This window comes from Extensimonas perlucida, from assembly GCF_007655255.1.
Lineage (GTDB): Bacteria > Pseudomonadota > Gammaproteobacteria > Burkholderiales > Burkholderiaceae_C > Extensimonas > Extensimonas perlucida.
On record NZ_VMYE01000004.1, the window covers coordinates 160,443 to 177,227 of the forward strand.

The 16,785-nt window shown below is 69.0% G+C and carries 10 protein-coding genes and 1 pseudogene; 5 read left to right on the forward strand and 6 right to left on the reverse strand.

The window, feature by feature from the left end; all coding sequences use genetic code 11:
• Positions 1-9 precede the first annotated feature (9 nt).
• Positions 10-351, reverse strand: a pseudogene (locus FK527_RS17485) (chorismate mutase); the annotation flags it as partial.
• Positions 279-1,787 (reverse strand): anthranilate synthase component I, encoded by a 1,509-nt coding sequence (gene trpE, locus FK527_RS05875; RefSeq protein WP_144731008.1) that lies wholly within the window; start codon positions 1,785-1,787, stop codon positions 279-281. The pseudogene FK527_RS17485 and the gene trpE, both read right to left, overlap by 73 nt.
• A 400-nt stretch (positions 1,788-2,187) precedes the next feature.
• Here trpE and FK527_RS05880 point away from each other — a divergent pair, with 400 nt between their 5' ends.
• From FK527_RS05880 to vapC, 5 genes are all read left to right on the forward strand, one after another.
• Complete coding sequence (locus FK527_RS05880) at positions 2,188-5,706, forward strand: transglutaminase family protein (RefSeq protein ID WP_144731009.1); 3,519 nt, start codon at positions 2,188-2,190, stop codon at positions 5,704-5,706.
• A gap of 241 nt (positions 5,707-5,947) precedes the next feature.
• On the forward strand, positions 5,948-8,581 hold the full coding sequence (locus FK527_RS05885) for a circularly permuted type 2 ATP-grasp protein (RefSeq protein WP_144731011.1): 2,634 nt from the start codon (positions 5,948-5,950) through the stop codon (positions 8,579-8,581).
• A gap of 5 nt (positions 8,582-8,586) precedes the next feature.
• Complete coding sequence (locus FK527_RS05890; RefSeq protein WP_246072685.1) at positions 8,587-9,861, forward strand: transglutaminase family protein; 1,275 nt, start codon at positions 8,587-8,589, stop codon at positions 9,859-9,861.
• 135 nt (positions 9,862-9,996) lie between these two features.
• Entirely contained in the window at positions 9,997-10,227 is a 231-nt protein-coding gene (locus tag FK527_RS05895) for an antitoxin (protein WP_144731013.1), read from the forward strand.
• Positions 10,228-10,650 (forward strand): type II toxin-antitoxin system tRNA(fMet)-specific endonuclease VapC, encoded by a 423-nt coding sequence (vapC, locus tag FK527_RS05900; RefSeq protein ID WP_144731015.1) that lies wholly within the window; start codon positions 10,228-10,230, stop codon positions 10,648-10,650.
• A gap of 382 nt (positions 10,651-11,032) precedes the next feature.
• On the opposite strand, the gene FK527_RS05905 is transcribed toward vapC, so the two are convergent.
• The 4 genes from FK527_RS05905 to FK527_RS05920 form a co-directional block, all read right to left on the reverse strand.
• Positions 11,033-12,268 carry a carbohydrate porin gene (locus FK527_RS05905; RefSeq protein ID WP_144731017.1) on the reverse strand — a complete coding sequence of 412 codons (1,236 nt, stop codon included), beginning with the start codon at positions 12,266-12,268 and terminating at the stop codon, positions 11,033-11,035.
• A 312-nt stretch (positions 12,269-12,580) separates the two neighbouring features.
• A complete protein-coding gene (locus FK527_RS05910; protein ID WP_144731019.1) occupies positions 12,581-13,102 on the reverse strand; it encodes a type II toxin-antitoxin system YhaV family toxin in 522 nt (173 codons plus the stop codon).
• Positions 13,099-13,428, reverse strand: coding sequence for a type II toxin-antitoxin system PrlF family antitoxin (locus FK527_RS05915; RefSeq protein WP_144731118.1), 330 nt, complete (start codon positions 13,426-13,428; stop codon positions 13,099-13,101). Before FK527_RS05915 ends, FK527_RS05910 begins: the two co-directional genes overlap by 4 nt.
• Positions 13,429-13,629: 201 nt before the next feature.
• Entirely contained in the window at positions 13,630-16,704 is a 3,075-nt protein-coding gene (locus FK527_RS05920) for a class I SAM-dependent DNA methyltransferase (protein WP_144731021.1), read from the reverse strand.
• Positions 16,705-16,785: the final 81 nt, after the last annotated feature.

A 16,785-nucleotide genomic window follows, 5' to 3' on the forward strand; every position in this document is an offset into this window, starting at 1 on the left:
CTCGAAGGCGATGCAGGTTTCCATGAGGGCGCGGTAGATGGCTTCGAGCACCTCGGGCGGGCCGCCTTCGGCCTGGGCGCGTGCGCGCACGCGCTCGACGATGGCGGCGATGCGCGCCTCGTCGCGCACCTGCTCGGGCGCCTGTTTGATGCGCGCGGCCTGCAGCATGTAGCCCAGGCGCTGCACGAGCAGGGGCACGAGCTGGTCGTCGAGCGCATCGACGGCGCGGCGCACTTCGGCCATGGTGGTGCAGTGCAGCACCTGTTCGATCGCCTTGCTCATTCCAAGCCCTCCTCGACGAGTTCGGCGGCGCGCAGCAGCGCGCGCGCCTTGTGTTCGGTTTCGCGCCATTCGAGCTCGGGCACGCTGTCGGCCACCACGCCGGCGGCCGCCTGCACGTAGAGCGTGCCGTCCTTGACGATGCCGGTGCGTATGGCGATGGCCACGTCCATGTCGCCCGCATAGCTCAGGTACCCGCAGGCGCCGCCGTAGATGCCGCGCTTGACGGGCTCGAGCTGGTCGATCAGCTCCATCGCGTGCACCTTGGGCGCGCCCGTGAGCGTGCCCGCGGGGAAGGTGGCGCGCAGCACGTCCATGTTGGTCATGCCGTCTTGCAGCATGCCCTCGACATTGCTCACGATGTGCATGACGTGGCTGTAGCGCTCGACGGCAAAGGCTTCGGTCACCTTGACGCTGCCTGTTTTTGCGATGCGGCCTATGTCGTTGCGCGCGAGGTCGATCAGCATCACGTGCTCGGCGCGCTCCTTGGGGTCGTTGACGAGCTCGCGCTCGGCGGCCAAGTCGGCCTCGGGCGTGGCGCCGCGCGCGCGCGTGCCCGCGAGCGGGCGGATCGTGACCTTGGTGCCCGCGTCGGTGCGCTCCTGGCGCACGAGGATTTCGGGGCTGGAGCCCACCACCTGAAAGTCGCCCATGTCGTAGAAATACAGGTAGGGCGAGGGGTTGAGCGAGCGCAGCGCGCGGTACAGCGCGAGCGGGCTTTGGCTGTAGGACTTGTGGATGCGCTGGCCCACCTGCACCTGCATGAAGTCGCCCGCGGCGATCAGCTCCTTGGCGCGCAGCACCGCGGCCACGTAGTCGTCCTTGGCGAAGCTGCGCTGCGCAGGCGCGCTGGCGCTCGCGCGCAGCACGGGCGGGCGCACGGGGCTTTGCAGCTTGGCGCGCAAGGCGTCGAGCCGTGCGCAGGCCTGCGCGTAGGCCTGCGGCGTGGCCGGGTCGGCATAGACGATGAGCGAGAGCTTGCCCGAGAGGTTGTCGATGACGGCGAGCTCCTCGCACTGCAGCAGCAGGATGTCGGGCGTGCCCAGCGTGTCGGGCGGGCAGCTGGCCACGAGCTTTTTCTCGATGTGGCGCACCGTGTCGTAGCCGAAATAGCCCGCGAGCCCGCCGCAAAAGCGCGGCAGGCCGGGGCGCAGCGCGACCTTGAAGCGCTGCTGGTAGGCCGCGATGAAGTCCAGCGGATTGCCCGGCGCCGATTCGACCACCTGGCCGTCGGTCACCACTTCGGTGCGCGCCTGCTCACCGAAGCCGCGCGCACGCAGCAAGGTGCGCGCCGGCAGGCCGATGAAGCTGTAGCGCCCGAAGCGCTCGCCGCCAACCACCGATTCGAGCAAAAAACTATAGCTGCCTGCGCTTGATCCATCTGCACTACAGGCCAATTTGAGGTACAAAGAAAGGGGGGTTTCGAGGTCTGCGAAAGCCTCGGCCACGAGCGGGATGCGGTTGTAGCCGGCATCGGCCAGGGCTTGGAATTCTGATTCTGAAATCACCGGGGACTCCTGGAGAGGGAAGCGGCACCGCGTCGCATCGCAAGGCTGGCTGAAAGCCGGGTGCCGCCTCGTTCATTGCATGCAAACGGCCCGAGGCTTGGGCCACGCTGGTGCGCCCGGCGGCTGCGCCGGACGCGGTCAACAAGGGCGGGCTGCAGCAGGCTTACGCCAGGGCCAGGCTCCCCGGTCGCTGCGACCTGTCACGGACATGCGGTGAATGAACATGGGCGCAAAGTGTAGCAAAGCGGCTTGGCGCACCGGCCCCCAATGCAAGCGTGCTTGAGCGGGCGTGGGCCGCGCGTGGTTTCGCGCCCACGGGCGCTGTTTTGTCATCGGCGTTTGGCGCAGGACTTGCTAGGCTTAGAGCGAGCAATTCTCACTTTCTGCGAAAGACGCCCCCATGGCCATCCACGTCGCCCTGAACCACATCACGCACTACCGCTACGACCGCCCTGTGCAGCTGGGCCCGCAGGTCGTGCGCCTGCGCCCCGCGCCGCACAGCCGCACCAAAATCCTCGCCTATTCGCAGCGCGTGGAGCCGCCCAAGCATTTCATCAACTGGCAGCAAGACCCGTTTGCCAACTACCAGGCGCGCCTGGTGTTTCCCGAGCCCACGACCGAGTTCAAGATCACCATCGATCTGGTCGCGGAAATGGCGGTCTATAACCCCTTCGACTTTTTTCTCGAGCCCTACGCCGAGCAGTTTCCGTTTCGCTACGAAAGCGCGCTGGCACTCGAACTCGCGCCCTACCTGGCCAAGGAGCCGCTCACGCCGCTGTTTGCCGACTATCTTGCGCGCACAGACCTCAAGCCCCGCCGCACCATAGACTTTTTGGTCGAGCTCAACCAGCGCCTGCACGCCGACGTGGCCTATACCATCCGCATGGAGCCGGGCGTGCAAAGCCCTGAAACCACGCTGCAGCTGGCGCGCGGCTCGTGCCGCGACAGCGCCTGGCTGCTGGTGCAGCTGCTGCGCCACCTGGGGCTCGCGGCGCGCTTCGTCTCGGGCTATCTGATCCAGCTCGCGCCCGACGTCAAGGCCATCGACGGCCCGAGCGGCCCCGAAAAAGACTTTACCGACCTGCACGCCTGGTGCGAGGTGTTTCTGCCCGGCGCGGGCTGGATAGGGCTGGACCCGACCTCGGGCCTGCTCGCGGGCGAGGGGCATATTCCGCTGGCCTGCACGCCGCAGCCCTCGAGCGCCGCGCCCGTGGAGGGCCTGGTGGACGAGTGTGAGGTGACGTTCAGCCACCACATGCAGGTCACGCGCGTGCACGAGTCGCCGCGCGTCACCAAGCCCTACACCGAGGAGCAATGGGCGCATATCCTGGCGCTGGGCGAGCGGGTGGACGCCGATCTGCAACACCACGACGTGCGCCTCACGCAGGGCGGCGAGCCCACCTTCGTGGCCACGAGCGACCGCGACGCGCCCGAATGGAACACCGACGCGCTGGGCCCGACCAAGCGCGGCTACGCCACCGAGCTGCTGGGGCGGCTGCGTGCGCACTACGGCTCGGGCGGCTTCATCCACATGGGACAGGGCAAGTGGTACCCGGGCGAGCAGCTGCCGCGCTGGGCGCTGTCGGTGTTCTGGCGCGCCGACGGCCAAGCCTGCTGGCACGACCCGGCGCTGCTGGCCGACGAGCGCGAGAGCGCGCACTACACGCACGAAGACGCGCAGCGCTTCATCGCCACGCTGGCCGAGCAGCTGCGCATCGGCACGAACTGGATCACACCCGGCTACGAAGACACCTGGTACTACCTGTGGCGTGAACGGCGCCTGCCCGTGAACGTGGACCCGTTCGACAGCAAGCTCGACGACCCGCTGGAGCGCGCGCGCCTGCGCCGCCTGTTCAGCCAGGGGCTGGACGCCGTGGTGGGCTACGTGCTGCCGCTGCAGCCCTACGCGCCCGCCCTGCTGGCCGAGGACGGCAAGGCCACGCGCACGCGCTGGGCCAGCGGGCCATGGTTTTTGCGCGACGAGCGCATGTACCTCGTGCCTGGCGACTCGCCCATGGGCTGGCGCCTGCCGCTCGACTCGCTGCCCTGGGTGGCGCAGGCCGACTACCCCCACCTCATCGAACAAGACCCGTTCGCCCCGCGCGCGCCGCTGCCTGCGTCCGTGCCGCTGCGCACGCAAAGCCCCGGCCACGCTGGGCCAGAGCACGGTATTGCGCCGCACCAGATCGGCGGCGGCTTTGCCGAGGGCGGCACGGTGGCCGTGCAGGGCGTGGATGCGGGCGCGCCGGCTGAAGGGCAAGCGGAAGGCACCGGCAGCGGCCTGCCGCCCGCCGTCGCCCCCGGCGTGCTCGACACACGCATGCCGCGCCTGGGCGAATCGGCCGCGTGGCTCACGCGCACTGCGCTGTGCGTGGAGGCGCGCGACCCGCAGCGCGCCAACGGCCCGCTGGCCGAGCGCACGCAAGGCGGCAAAAGCCAGCACCTGTACGTGTTCATGCCGCCGATTGCGCGGCTCGAGGACTACCTGGACCTGCTCGCCGCCGTCGAAGCCACGGCGCAGGCGCTGGGCGTGAAGATCATCCTCGAAGGCTACCCGCCGCCGCGCGACCCACGCCTGAAGATGCTGCAGGTCACGCCCGACCCCGGCGTGATCGAGGTCAACATCCACCCCGCGCACGACTGGGCCGAGCTCGTCGAGCACACCGAATTCCTCTACGCCGCGGCGCACGAGACGCGCCTGTGCGCCGAAAAGTTCATGACCGACGGGCGCCACACCGGCACCGGCGGGGGCAACCACTTCGTGCTCGGCGGCGCCACGCCCGCCGACTCGCCCTTTTTGCGCCGCCCCGAGCTGCTGGGCAGCTTGGTGGCGTACTGGCACAACCACCCCTCGCTGTCGTACCTGTTCAGCGGCCTGTTCATAGGCCCCACGAGCCAGGCCCCGCGTGTGGACGAGGCGCGCAACGACCAGCTCTACGAGCTCGAAATCGCGCTGCGCGAAATCGCGCGCAGCCGCGCCCTGCACGGGCAGGAGATGCCGCCGTGGCTGGTCGATCGCACGCTGCGCAACATCCTCATCGACGTCACGGGCAACACGCACCGCAGCGAGTTTTGCATAGACAAGCTGTATTCGCCCGACTCTGCCACGGGGCGCCTGGGGCTCTTGGAGCTGCGCGCCTTCGAGATGCCGCCGCACGCGCGCATGAGCATCGCGCAGCAACTGCTGCTGCGCGCCCTGGTCGCGCGCTTTTGGCAGCAGCCCTACAGCGGCACGCTCACGCGCTGGGGCACCGAGCTGCACGACCGCTTCATGCTGCCGACCTTCGTGCGCATGGACTTCGAGGACGTGCTCAGCGAGCTCGCCGAGTTCGGCTACGCGTTCGACATGGCGTGGTTCGCGCCGCACTTCGAGTTCCGCTTCCCGCTCATCGGGCAGGTGCGCGCGCGCGGCATAGAGCTCACGCTGCGCAACGCGCTCGAACCCTGGCACGTCATGGGCGAGGAAGGCGCCCCCGGCGGCACCGTGCGCTACGTCGATTCGTCGCTCGAGCGGCTCGAGGTGCACGTGAGCGGCTACAACGACAGCCGCTACGTGGTCACCTGCAACGGCCAGACGCTGCCGCTGCAGCCCACCGGCACCGTGGGCGAATACGTGGCCGGCGTGCGCTACAAAGCCTGGGCGCCGCCCTCGGCGCTGCACCCCACCATAGGCGTGCACGCGCCGCTCACGTTCGACATCGTCGATCGCTGGATGCAGCGCTCGCTCGGCGGCTGCCAGTACCACGTCACGCACCCGGGCGGGCGCAGCTACGACAACTTCCCCGTCAACGCCTACGAGGCCGAGAGCCGGCGCCTCGCGCGCTTTTTCCAGATGGGGCACACGCCGGGCAAGCTCGACGCCGCGCCGGCCGCGGTAAACCGCGAGTTCCCGTTCACGCTGGACTTGCGACGCACCTGAGCGCGCAGCTCGCCCACCCCACCGCGCCGCCGTTTTTTACATGCCAAAAGACCCGTCAGACGTCTCTGCACCTGCGCAAGCAGCTACTGATTCGAAAGCATCTGCGGCAGCGGGCGGGCCGGCGGCCAAAACTGCAGACGGCCCGCCCCCGGCAAACGGCCCACCCCAAGCTGCTTTGACCCACCTGACCAGCGCCAGCCGCGGCGCGAATGCGGGCACCCAGCGGGCATACTCGGGCCCCATGTCCGCCTCTGTCTCCACCCTGCCCGGCCTCGATCCCGCGGCGCTGCCGCTGCGCAGCGCCCCGGCCGCGCCAGGCCACTTCGACGAACTGTTCGGCGCCACCACGCCCGCCGCGCCCACCGCGCCTACCACGCCCGCCGCCACCGACGGCCCCGATGCCGCCGATGCCGCTACGGCGCCGCCCGCGCGCAGCCTGAACCCGGCCTGGGCGCGCTTTTTTGCCTATTTGGGCAAGGACGACCTCGCGCGCAGCAACGACAACCTGCAGCGCCAGCTGCGCGACAACGGCGTGACCTACAACGTCTATGCCGACGCCTCTGCGGGCCTGCAGCGGCCCTGGGCGCTGGACTTGCTGCCGCTGATCGTGAGTCCGCAGGACTGGGCGCAGATCGAGGCCGGGGTGCGCCAGCGCGCGCGCCTGCTCGACGCCATGATGGCCGACCTGTACGGCCCGCGCACGCTGCTGCAGCGCGCGCTGCTGCCCGCCGCGCTGGTGCAGGGCCACCCCGGCTACCTGCGCCCCATGCTGGACGTGCGCCCGCCCGGCGACACCTGGCTGCCCATCGTGGCGCTCGACCTCGCACACGGCCCCGACGGGCGCTGGTCGGTGGTGGGCCAGCGCACGCAGGCGCCCTCGGGGCTGGGCTATCTGCTCGAAAACCGCATCGCCGTCTCGCGCCAGTTTCCGCACGCCTTCGCGGGCATGAAGGTGCAGCGCCTCGCCGCGAGCTACCGCGCGCTCATGGAGGGCCTGCAGCGCAGGCTGCCCGAAGGCGAGAACGCGCGCATCGCGCTGCTCACGCCCGGCCCGTACAACGAGACCTACTTCGAGCACGCCTACCTCGCGCGCTACCTGGGCCTCACGCTCGTCGAGGGCAGCGACCTCACGGTGCGCGACCAGCGCCTGTACCTCAAGACGCTGCAGGGCCTGGAGCCCGTGCACGCGCTCATCAAGCGCCTCGACGACGAATGGCTGGACCCGCTGGAGCTGCGCGCCGACTCCACGCTCGGCGTGCCCGGCCTGCTGCAGGTGCTGCGCGCGGGGAATCTGCTCATGGCCAACATGCCGGGCTCGGCGCCGCTCGAGTCGAGCGCGCTGCTGGGCTTTTTGCCCGCCATCAGCGAACACCTGCTGGGCGAGCCGCTGCGCCTGCCGTCGCTCGCTACCTGGTGGTGCGGCGAAGAAGCCGCGCTGCGCGAGGTGCTGCCGCTTTTGCCCACGAGCGTGATCCGCCCCACCTACCCGAACACGCGCATGGACACGGTGATGGGCCGCAGCCTCGACGAGCGCGCGCTGAACGAGTGGGCGGGCCGCATCGCGCGCCACCCCGAAGACTACACGGTGCAGGCCTGGCTGCCGCTGTCGCAAACGCCCACCTGGACGCCGGACGGCCTGGTGCCGCGCTCGGCCATCCTGCGCGTGTTCGCGCTCGCCGACGGGCCGCAGTCGTGGCGCGTACTGCCCGGCGGGCTGGTGCGGCTCGCGCCGCGCGGCGAGCTCGTCGCGGCCATGCAGCGCGGCGGCAGCAGCGCCGACTGCTGGGTGCTCACCGACGGCGCGGTGGACCGCACCACCATGCTCAACCCCGCCACGGGCGTGCCCACGCAGGCGCAGCCCAAGCGCCCCGTGACCAGCCGCGCGGCAGAAAACCTGTTCTGGCTCGGGCGCTACACCGAGCGCGCCGAAAGCAGCGTGCGCATGGCCCAGATCATGCTGCGCCAGCTCTCGGGCGACGAGCCCGGCGCGCGCCCGCTCGTCGCCTGGCTCTCGGCGCTGGCACGCGAAAACGCGCTGGTGCTGCCCGACGTGCCCGGCGCCGAGCAGTCGCCGCGCGTGTTCACGCGCAGCCTGATCGCCGCACTCGCGCCCGCGCCGGGCACGCCGCTGGCCGAGCAGTCGTACAGCGTGGGCTTCAACCTGCGCGCGCTCAAATCCGCCGCCGCGCAGGTGCGCGAGCGCCTGTCGCAAGAGCACTGGAACCTCATCAAGCGCACCGAGGGCGACTTCGCGCGCGACTGCGCCGCGCTCTCGGGCAACGCCGAATACGCCACCGCCGAGGCGCTCGTGGCCCTGCAGAACGCGAGCGAGCTGCTCGCCGCCATCACCGGCGCGCAGACCGACCGCATGGTGCGCGACAGCGGCTGGCGCCTGCTCTCCATAGGCCGGCACATCGAGCGCCTCGTCACCCTGGCGCGCGCGCTCATGCTCGGGCTGGAGCAACGCAGCCTGCAGGACATCGACGGCTTCGAGGCCATGGTGGCGCTGTTCGACAGCACCATCACCTTCCACGCACGCTACCAGCAGCGCCGCGACATGGCCGCGCTGCTGGACCTGCTCGTGCTCGACCGCGACAACCCGCGCTCGCTCGCCTGGGTGCTGCACTCGCTGCGCGCGCGCCTGCTGCGCCTCGCCGAAAACACCTCGCCCGCGGACACAGCCCTGGCGCTCGCGCTGCCGCAGCCCGAGACCTGGCAGCTCGCCACGCTCGCGCAGCCCGGCAGCGAACGCAACTTTGGCGCGCTGCACACGCTGCTGGCCGACTGCATCGGCGCCGCGGGCACACTCTCCGACGAGATCACGCGCCTGCACTTCAGCCACGCCGACCGCCCGAGCCAGAGCCTCGAAATCTGACACCGATGCATCCATCGCCCCGCCCCATGCTGCTGCGCATCCTGCACCGCACCTGCTACCGCTACCAAGGCCCGGTGGATCACGCGCAGCACATGCTGCACCTGAGCCCCGTCGATACCGCCGTGCAGCAGGTGCTCTCCCACACCCTGCGCATCACCCCCGAGCCCGCCGCACAAAGCAAGGCGCGCGACGCTTTCGGCAACCTGCGCAGCTTCTTCACGCTGCAGGCGCCGCACGAGAGCCTGTGCGTGGAGGCCGACAGCCTGGTGCAAACGCAGCTCCCGGCGCCCCTGCCCATCGTGGCCGCTGCGGCAACTACGGCCACCGCAGCAACTGCGGCAACTGCGGCTGCAACCGCTGGGGCCACCGCCGCCGCGGCCCCAAGCATTCCCGCGGCGGCGCCCCCGGCCCTTTCCCTCGTCCCGTCCAGCGCCGCGTCCGATTTGGCCACCGCCGACGCACCTCCTGCCGACGCACCTCCTGCCGACGCACCTCCTGCCAATGCGCCGCCCGCCCCTGCATGGCACGCGCCTTGGCAAGCCCCCTGGGAGGCCGTGCGCGAGCACTACCGCTACCGCGCCGGCGCGCCCTACGACGCCGCGAGCGAATTCCTCTTCGCCTCGCCGCATGTGCCGCGCGACGACGCCTTCGCCGCCTTTGCGCGCCCCGCGTTCGCACCCGGCACGCCGCTGCTGGCCGCCGCGCAGGCGCTCATGGAGCGCATCCACCGCGAACTGCGCTACACCCCCGCGAGCACGCAGGTCAACACGCCCGCGCTGCAGGCGCTCGCGCAGCGCAAGGGCGTTTGCCAGGACTTCGCGCACATCATGCTCGGCTGCCTGCGCAGCCTGGGCCTGCCCGCGCGCTACGTGAGCGGCTACCTGCTCACGCGCCCGCCGCCGGGCAAGCCCCGGCTCATAGGCGCGGATGCCTCGCACGCCTGGGTCAGCGTGTATGTGCCCTGGATCGCCGCCCACGCGCACGCCGCGCCATTGCCTGACGACACCGACCCCATGAGCGCGGCGCTGCACACGCAGGCGCAGCAAGCCGGCGGCGCCTGGTTCGACTTCGACCCCACGAACCGCCGCAGCGGCTGGGGCAGCCCCGGCGCGGACTACGTCACGCTCGCCGTGGGGCGCGACTTCTCCGACGTCTCGCCCATGCGCGGCGTGATCCAGGGCGGCGGCGCGCACGAGCTCGAAGTCGGCGTCACCGTGGCCCCGCCCGAGGAACTGCAGGCGCTGCTGACAAACAAGCCCCCGTCATTGCGTGCCCCGTAGGGACACGGCACCGCCGCATGCGCCATCTGGGGTAAACGGCGGTGACGCAGACGCAGGGCACCACATACACTCCTGAGCATTGACAGAAGATCTGGTGCGTATATACTTTTTGTATATATTTTCAAAGGAGGTCACATGACCTACGCCCGCGTTTTCCAGTCCGGCAACAGCCAGGCCGTGCGTCTGCCCAAAGAATTCCGGTTCAACACCGAGCAGGTAGAGATCTTTCGGCAGGGCAACGACATCATCCTGCGCGAACACCCCGCCAGCGCCGCTGCCATCTTTGATGCCCTGACCTCCCTGCCTGCCGACTTCATGCAGGAAGGCCGCGAAGATCCCCCTCCCCAAGAGCGCGAGGCGTTTTGAATGCCCATCCGCTATCTGCTCGACACCAACATCTGCATCTACATCGCCAAGCACCACCCGCCCGCCGTCAGGGCGCGGTTTGAGCAACTCAGCGCAGACGCTTTGGCCATGTCCGTCATCACCCTGGGCGAGCTTCAGCACGGCGCAGAAAAGAGCCAGTCCCGGCCCAAGGCCCTGCTAGCGCTGCAGCAGCTGCAAAGCGCCATCCAGGTAATGCCCTTGACCCCTGCCGCTGGCGAGCACTATGGCCAAATCCGTAGCAGCCTTGAGCGCGCCGGGCAGCCCATTGGCAACAACGACCTCTGGATCGCCGCCCACGCGCGGGCCGAAGGCTGGGTGCTTGTGACCAACAACGAGCGCGAGTTCCGCCGCGTCGAGGGACTAGCGGTAGAGAACTGGGTGGCGCCTGCGCAGGACACTTAAACCCAAATTGTTCATTAGGACGCGGGATGATGGCGAGGTGGCTGGCGAGGCAGTTTGGCTGCTGAGGAGAAGTCCATGGCCGGTGCCATGGACGCCGAGGCAGCGGCCAAAATGGCCGTCAGGCGCCCGCCAGCGCCCGCGTAGGTGCGCAGCACCGCCTAATGGACAATCTGGGTTAAACCCAGATTGTTCATTAGGACGCGGGATGATGGCGAGGCGGCTGGCGGGCATCACTTCGTCCGCCTGTCTGCCGCCTCGCAATGACGGGCGAAAGACGCAGGCTGGGTTGCCAACCCAGCCTGCCTTCATCATTTTTGATAGCTTCCAGCGCTTGCTGCACCTTGGCTAATGGCCATTTTTGGCCTGAAATTCCAAGCACGATTCATTGCTCCACGTGCACGCGCAGCCCCAGCACGGTCTGCGTGCCGGGGCCGCCGCCGGGGCGGGTGATGTATTGCAGGTCGGGCTGCACGTACACATGCGGGGCCAGCTCGGTCGAATACACCAGCTCCCACACGGTTTCAGCGCGCTGCAGCGGCTGGCGCACCTGCGCCAGCCCCAAAGTCAGCACATCGGCCGGGCGCGCCGCGAACAGCCCGCGCACGCGCGCACCCGCGCCCAGGTAGCTGCGCACCATGCTCGCGGCCTGCGGCGCGCGCCCGGCTTGCGCAAACAGGCTCCACAGGCGCCGGGCCTCGTCGCGCCAGCTGTGCTGGACAATGCCATACGGGCCTGACGCCCCCGCCGTGCCCTGCAGCCGGTGCTGCCACCAGCCGAGCTTGAGCGTGGTGCCCGCTTTGCTGCCTGCGGCGGCATCGTCGGCGCGCGCTACGTCGTCCGCGTCCACGCCGTCGGCACCGTCCGCACCGCCAAAGTCACGCGCGGCCTCGGCGATGAACAGCGCGCCGCGCAGCGCCCCCGTGCCCGCGGGCGGGTTGCCCTGCCAGAGGCCGGCCTGCGCGCTCCAGCCCCGGCCCAGGTCGGCCCCCGCCACCATGGCCAGCCCAGGGTTGGGGAAGGTGGCGAGGCGGGCGTTTTCGGTCAACGTGGGCGTGCTGCCGAACGAAGCGTTGTGCAAATGCCCGGCCACCTCGGTCACGTTGAACTGGTTGGCCAGGTCCATCACCCCGCCCTGCACGAAGGCGCTGCCGGTGCCCTGGCGATAGCTGGCCTGATAGACGCGCAAAAAATCCGGCGCCCACAGACTGGTGGGCAGCTGCGCGTCGCCGCTGCGCTGCGGCAGATTGCCACTCGCGCGCAGGCCCATGAGCATGAGGTCGAACTGCCCCTGGCGCCACCAGCCGGCCTGTTCGGTGTCCAGGCTCAGGCCGGCCTGCACCGCGGCCACGGCGAGCGGCCGCCGCGCTCCGCGCCCGCCCACCACGCCCAGCGCCTCGGCATCCAGGTGCAGCAGGCTGCTCAGGCCCTGGCCCCAGGGCTGCGCGGGCGGGGTGTAGGGCGCACTGTAGGGGGCCAGCGGCTCGTTGCCAGCCTCGTTGCCCGGCTCGCTGCCCGGCGTTTGCGCGACGTTTGGATCGGCCTGTGCCCAGGCGCCAGCCAGCCACAGCGCCAGGACGCCGCAGGCGCCGAGCTTTTGGATTGCGTTACCTCTGCGCATGCAGCTTGATTTCATGATTCTTGGTCGCTTTCCGAACGTCCATGAAGGTGCTGTGCGGCGGGCGAGCGAAGTGACAGGTAGGCGTCGACTATTCGCTGCATATTTTGCGGAGATTGGAGAGCGGATTCGCCGCATTCAGAATGCCCCGTGGCGCTATCACCGGGCTGCTGCCGCCCTAGGAGCCTGTCGGACTTTGGAATCGCCGGCTGCGAATGCGCCGCAGCGGCCCATTTTTTACCGTCTTCTTGCCCCATAGCGCCACTATGGGGCTGCGAATCCGGCAAAAACTGGCCTCGCTGGGGCGCGTTCTCGCTATCGACGCCCAAAGTCCGACAGGCTCCTGGCCACTGATTCCTGCAGCCGCTGCGCTTCTTTCTGCGCCTGCGCCAGCAGCCGATCCCAGTCATCGGGCGGATGCCCGTTTTCCAGCATCTTGCGGAACACCCGGTAGGCATCGTCGCTGCGCTCAAAGGCACGTTTGGTGTCTTCGTCATTCACCCAGGCGTAAACGATCACCTTGGCCTGCGCGTGGTAGCGGAAGAACAGTCGGTACTGCTGGAAGAACTTGGCCCGGAACCAGTGTTTGTGCTCGTCGCCGAGCGTCCCGCCCTGGCGATACTCCGGTCGCGCCGGATCTTGCGGGATGACATCGAACGCCAGTTTGGTGATCGCGGCCAGTCGTTTGCTGGCGTTCTTTTTCACGTACCCGGCAGGATCCTTCTGTTTCAGACTCTCGACCTGCCGTGCCAAGGCTTCAACCTGCGCCAGGAACAGCGGATGAGCGAAGACCGTCCAGCCGTGAATGACCAGGGGTACGGGTTTCCCTGCGCTCATTCATCGTCTGCCGAAAGGGCCGCTTCGAGATCGACATCGACGCCGCCAACCAACGATTGGAGTCGTTCGATGAGGGCGGCATCCACAGCTTGCAGCCGCTCGGGGTGGCGAGCGATGTCGGCGGCGAGGAAACCGAGGAACTGCCCCAGCACCGGGTCGTCGCCCTCGGGGGCCTCGGCGCGCGTGAGCACCACCTCTCCACTGGGGCGAATGGTGTAGTGGATCTTGTCGCGCTTGCCCAGCTTGAGGGCACGACGCACGGTTTCCGGCACCGTGGTCTGGTAGCGATCGGTGAGTGTGGATTCGACTTCGAGGGTCGCGGCCATGGCGGTCTCCTGCGGATCTGGGGTGATGCCTGAATGGTAATGCAATCGCATTATCCTATCAATGCAGCTGCGTTGCCTTCGGTGACGCCCGGACTCGGATGGGCGTAAATGGGTGTGCTTTTTGGCCGGAACGGGACGGACGCGGGTTCGATTCCGGTTGCAAACCCGCGCCGCAAAGCTGCCGGGGTTACACGGCCTTGGCTACGCTGCGCCGCCCGCAGGCCCGGCCCCGTGGCTGCGCGCAAGGTTCAGCGCCAGCAGGCGACGCAGGATGTCTTCGTCGCTCCAGTCGGGCGCGTAGTCGGCCCAGCCGTAGGCCGCGGCCACGGCGGCGTCAAGCGCGGCGTGCGCCTGCGCGAGCCATGCCGGGCGCTGGTTGTAGAGCTTGGTGAGCGTGCGCTGCTGCAAGTCTTTTTCAAAACCGGGGCGCGGCACGATGCGCTCGGGATAGGGCGAATGCTCCATGCCCAGCGGCACCACCTCGGGCACGCGCTGCGTCCATTCGGGCGGATTGAGCCACGCCTGGCGCAGCGCGTCGAGCCGCTGCGCGGCCTGCGCGATGGCCGTGGCGGCGGCGCGCAGGGATATGCTTTTGGTAGCTGCTAGTGCTTGCTGCGCCTTGGCTTGAGGCCGATTTGGCTCAAAATCTTGCGCCGCGATCAAGACCGTGTCCGCGAGCCCCGCGGGGATCAGCGCTCCGCCTTCCACGGCCTCGGTGCGCTGGTGCGCGGTGTCGGCGGGGGTGAGGCCGGCGGGGAAGGGGAAGGTTTCGAAAACCTGCGTCGTGTTGTAAACAGGTCTGTCCTCCAGCGTGCCGCCGCGCGCCAAAGCCCAGACGACGTGAAAACGGCTCGACAGCACGCCAAAGGTCGTGTCATCGGCGCGCGGAATCACGATCAGCCTGTGCTCGGGCGCGACGCGCGCGGGCAGGAACACGAACAGGCGGTGCTTGGCCGTTTCCACGGTGACGATGTAGCGCGTCAGCGCGGCGAGCTGGCGGCGCAGGCCGGGGCGTGTTTCGCCGAAGCGCCACCACCAGCGCGCGCGTGCCGCACGCTTGTTGCTGGCACGCACGGGAGCGACCTGCGCGCGCACGTGCGCAAACGGCGCCTCGTACAGCGCGGCGTCCTGCTCGGACATTTGGGCGCCGAAGTCCACCACCCAATCGCCCGACCAGCGGTAGGTGATGTCGCGCCCGTTGTAAATGGGCTTGAGCACGTCGCTGTTGGGCCGGCCGTGGACGTTGGGCAGGCGCAGCCATTGGGCGGCGGTTTCGGCGGGCACCTTGAACTTGCCGGCCAGGCAAAAGCCGAAATACGAGGCGTCGGCGTTCTCGGCCAGCGGCTTCGCGCGCGTCAAGTCCACCGCCTCGCCGCTGGCGAGCGGCTGCGCCTTGAGGTCGGTGAAGATTTGCGCCACCTCCTGCCCGTCGAGCCGCGCGGGCTGATCCCACGCGCCAAAGCACACGATGGACACGCGCACGGCGGCGCCCTCGTTCACCCAGGGTTCGTCGGCCCAGGCTTCGAAGATGCGCGTGGTGTGCGCAATGCGCTCGAGCACGGGGCGGTTGCCGCGCTGGCGGATCGAGTTGGTTGCTACCAAACCCGCAGCTTTCAGCGCTTGCTGTGCAATGGCCGAGCGCGCTTTTTCATACCAAAACGTAACGAGGTCGGCGCCGCCGGGCACACGGCCTTCGTACACCTTGCGCAGCGCATCGACGTAGGCGTCGCCGAGTTCGCTGCGCATCCACTTGTCGCCCAAAAACGGCGGATTCCCCACCACCACGTCGGCCTTGGGCCAGGCGGCTTCGACGGGCCGGGGCGGCCCGCCTTGCGCTTCGCTTTCCCACGCGAGCAGCGCGTCGCGGCATTCAATTTGCTCGAGCGGCTCGAGCACGGGGTTGGTTTTGGGCTGGTAGCCGTGCGCGATGCGCCACTGGATTTCGCCGATCCAGATGCTCACGCGCGCGAGTTCGGCGGCGTATTCGTTGAGCTCTATGCCCAGCACGTTGTGCGGGCCGGTGACCAGGTCTTGCTCGCGCGCAAGGCCCAGGTCGGCGGCCTGCGTGACGCACACCAGCTCTACGTCCTTGAGCGCCTTGAGCCCGAGGAACAGAAAGTTGCCGCTGCCGCAGGCCGGGTCCAGGATGCGAAAGCCGGCCAGCGTCTGCAGCCACTGCACGAAGCGCGCGTGCGCCTTTTGGTAGGCGGCGTCGCCATGCTTCTTGATTTTGGCCGTGAGCCCTTGCAGCTCCTGCGCAAATTGCTCCCACTGCTGTAGCAACGGGCGGATGATGACGGGGTCGATGATGCGCGCGATGGTGGCCGGGTCGGTGTAGTGCGCGCCAAGCTGGCTGCGCTTGGCGGGGTCGAGCCCGCGCTCGAACAGGGTGCCAAAGATGGAGACGTCGATCGCGCTCCAGTTGAGCGCGGCGGCCTTGCGCAGCTCGGTCACGTCCGGCACTTCGAGCCGCGGCACTTCGATGCGCGCAAACAGCCCGCCGTTGAACCAGGGCAGGTCGTCGGGCCCGTAGAGGCCGCCGTCACGCATGGTGGCAAAGAGCTGCTGCAGGCCCTGGGTGAGGCGTTCGCTGCTGAGGTGGCGGTTGCCCACGAGGCGCTCGAACATGCGCCCCGGCAGCAGGCCCACGTCTTCGGCAAAGAAGCAAAACAGGCACTGCGTGAGGAAGTGCGCCACCGCGTCGGGGTGGTGGCCGCGGCGGCGCAGCTGCTCGGCCAGGGTGGCAAAGCTCTGCGCGGCGGCTTCGGTGATGGCGCGGTTGGTGAGCTGCGGGCGAAAGCTCGCAGGATCGTTCCACAGGCGGCGCAGCAGCTCGCGCGCCTCGGGCTGGTCGAGCTGGTCGAGGCGCACGGTGTGCGTCTGGCTCGGGTGGCCGTTGAACTGGGTGTGGATGCGGATCGTGAGCCGGTCGCACACCACGAGCAGCGGCGGGTTGGCCAGCGCCAGGCTGTATTGCTGCAGCTGGCGCAGCGCGGCGTCGAGGTTTTTGCCGGGGGCTTTGTTTTCCCACGCGAAGTGGTCGCGGTAAAACACGTCGGCGTAGCCGCGTGCCTCGCCGAGCACCAGCGAGCCGCGCTCGAACAGGTATTCGTGCGCCACCTCGCCGCTGCCGGGCTTGGGCACGCCGAGCAGCTCGCACAGGTCGAGAAAGTAGCTTTGTGCGCCCTGCTCTTCGTTGAGCGCGTAGGCAGGGCCGCCAGGGCCCCATTTGGCGATGAATTCTGCGGGGGTCATGGGCGCGGGGGCATCGAACATGGAGAGGGCAAGCTCGTAGGCTGGGTTGGCGTAGCGTAACCCAGCATTTCCGGTACGTGGCCAGCAGCCGGTGCTGGGTTA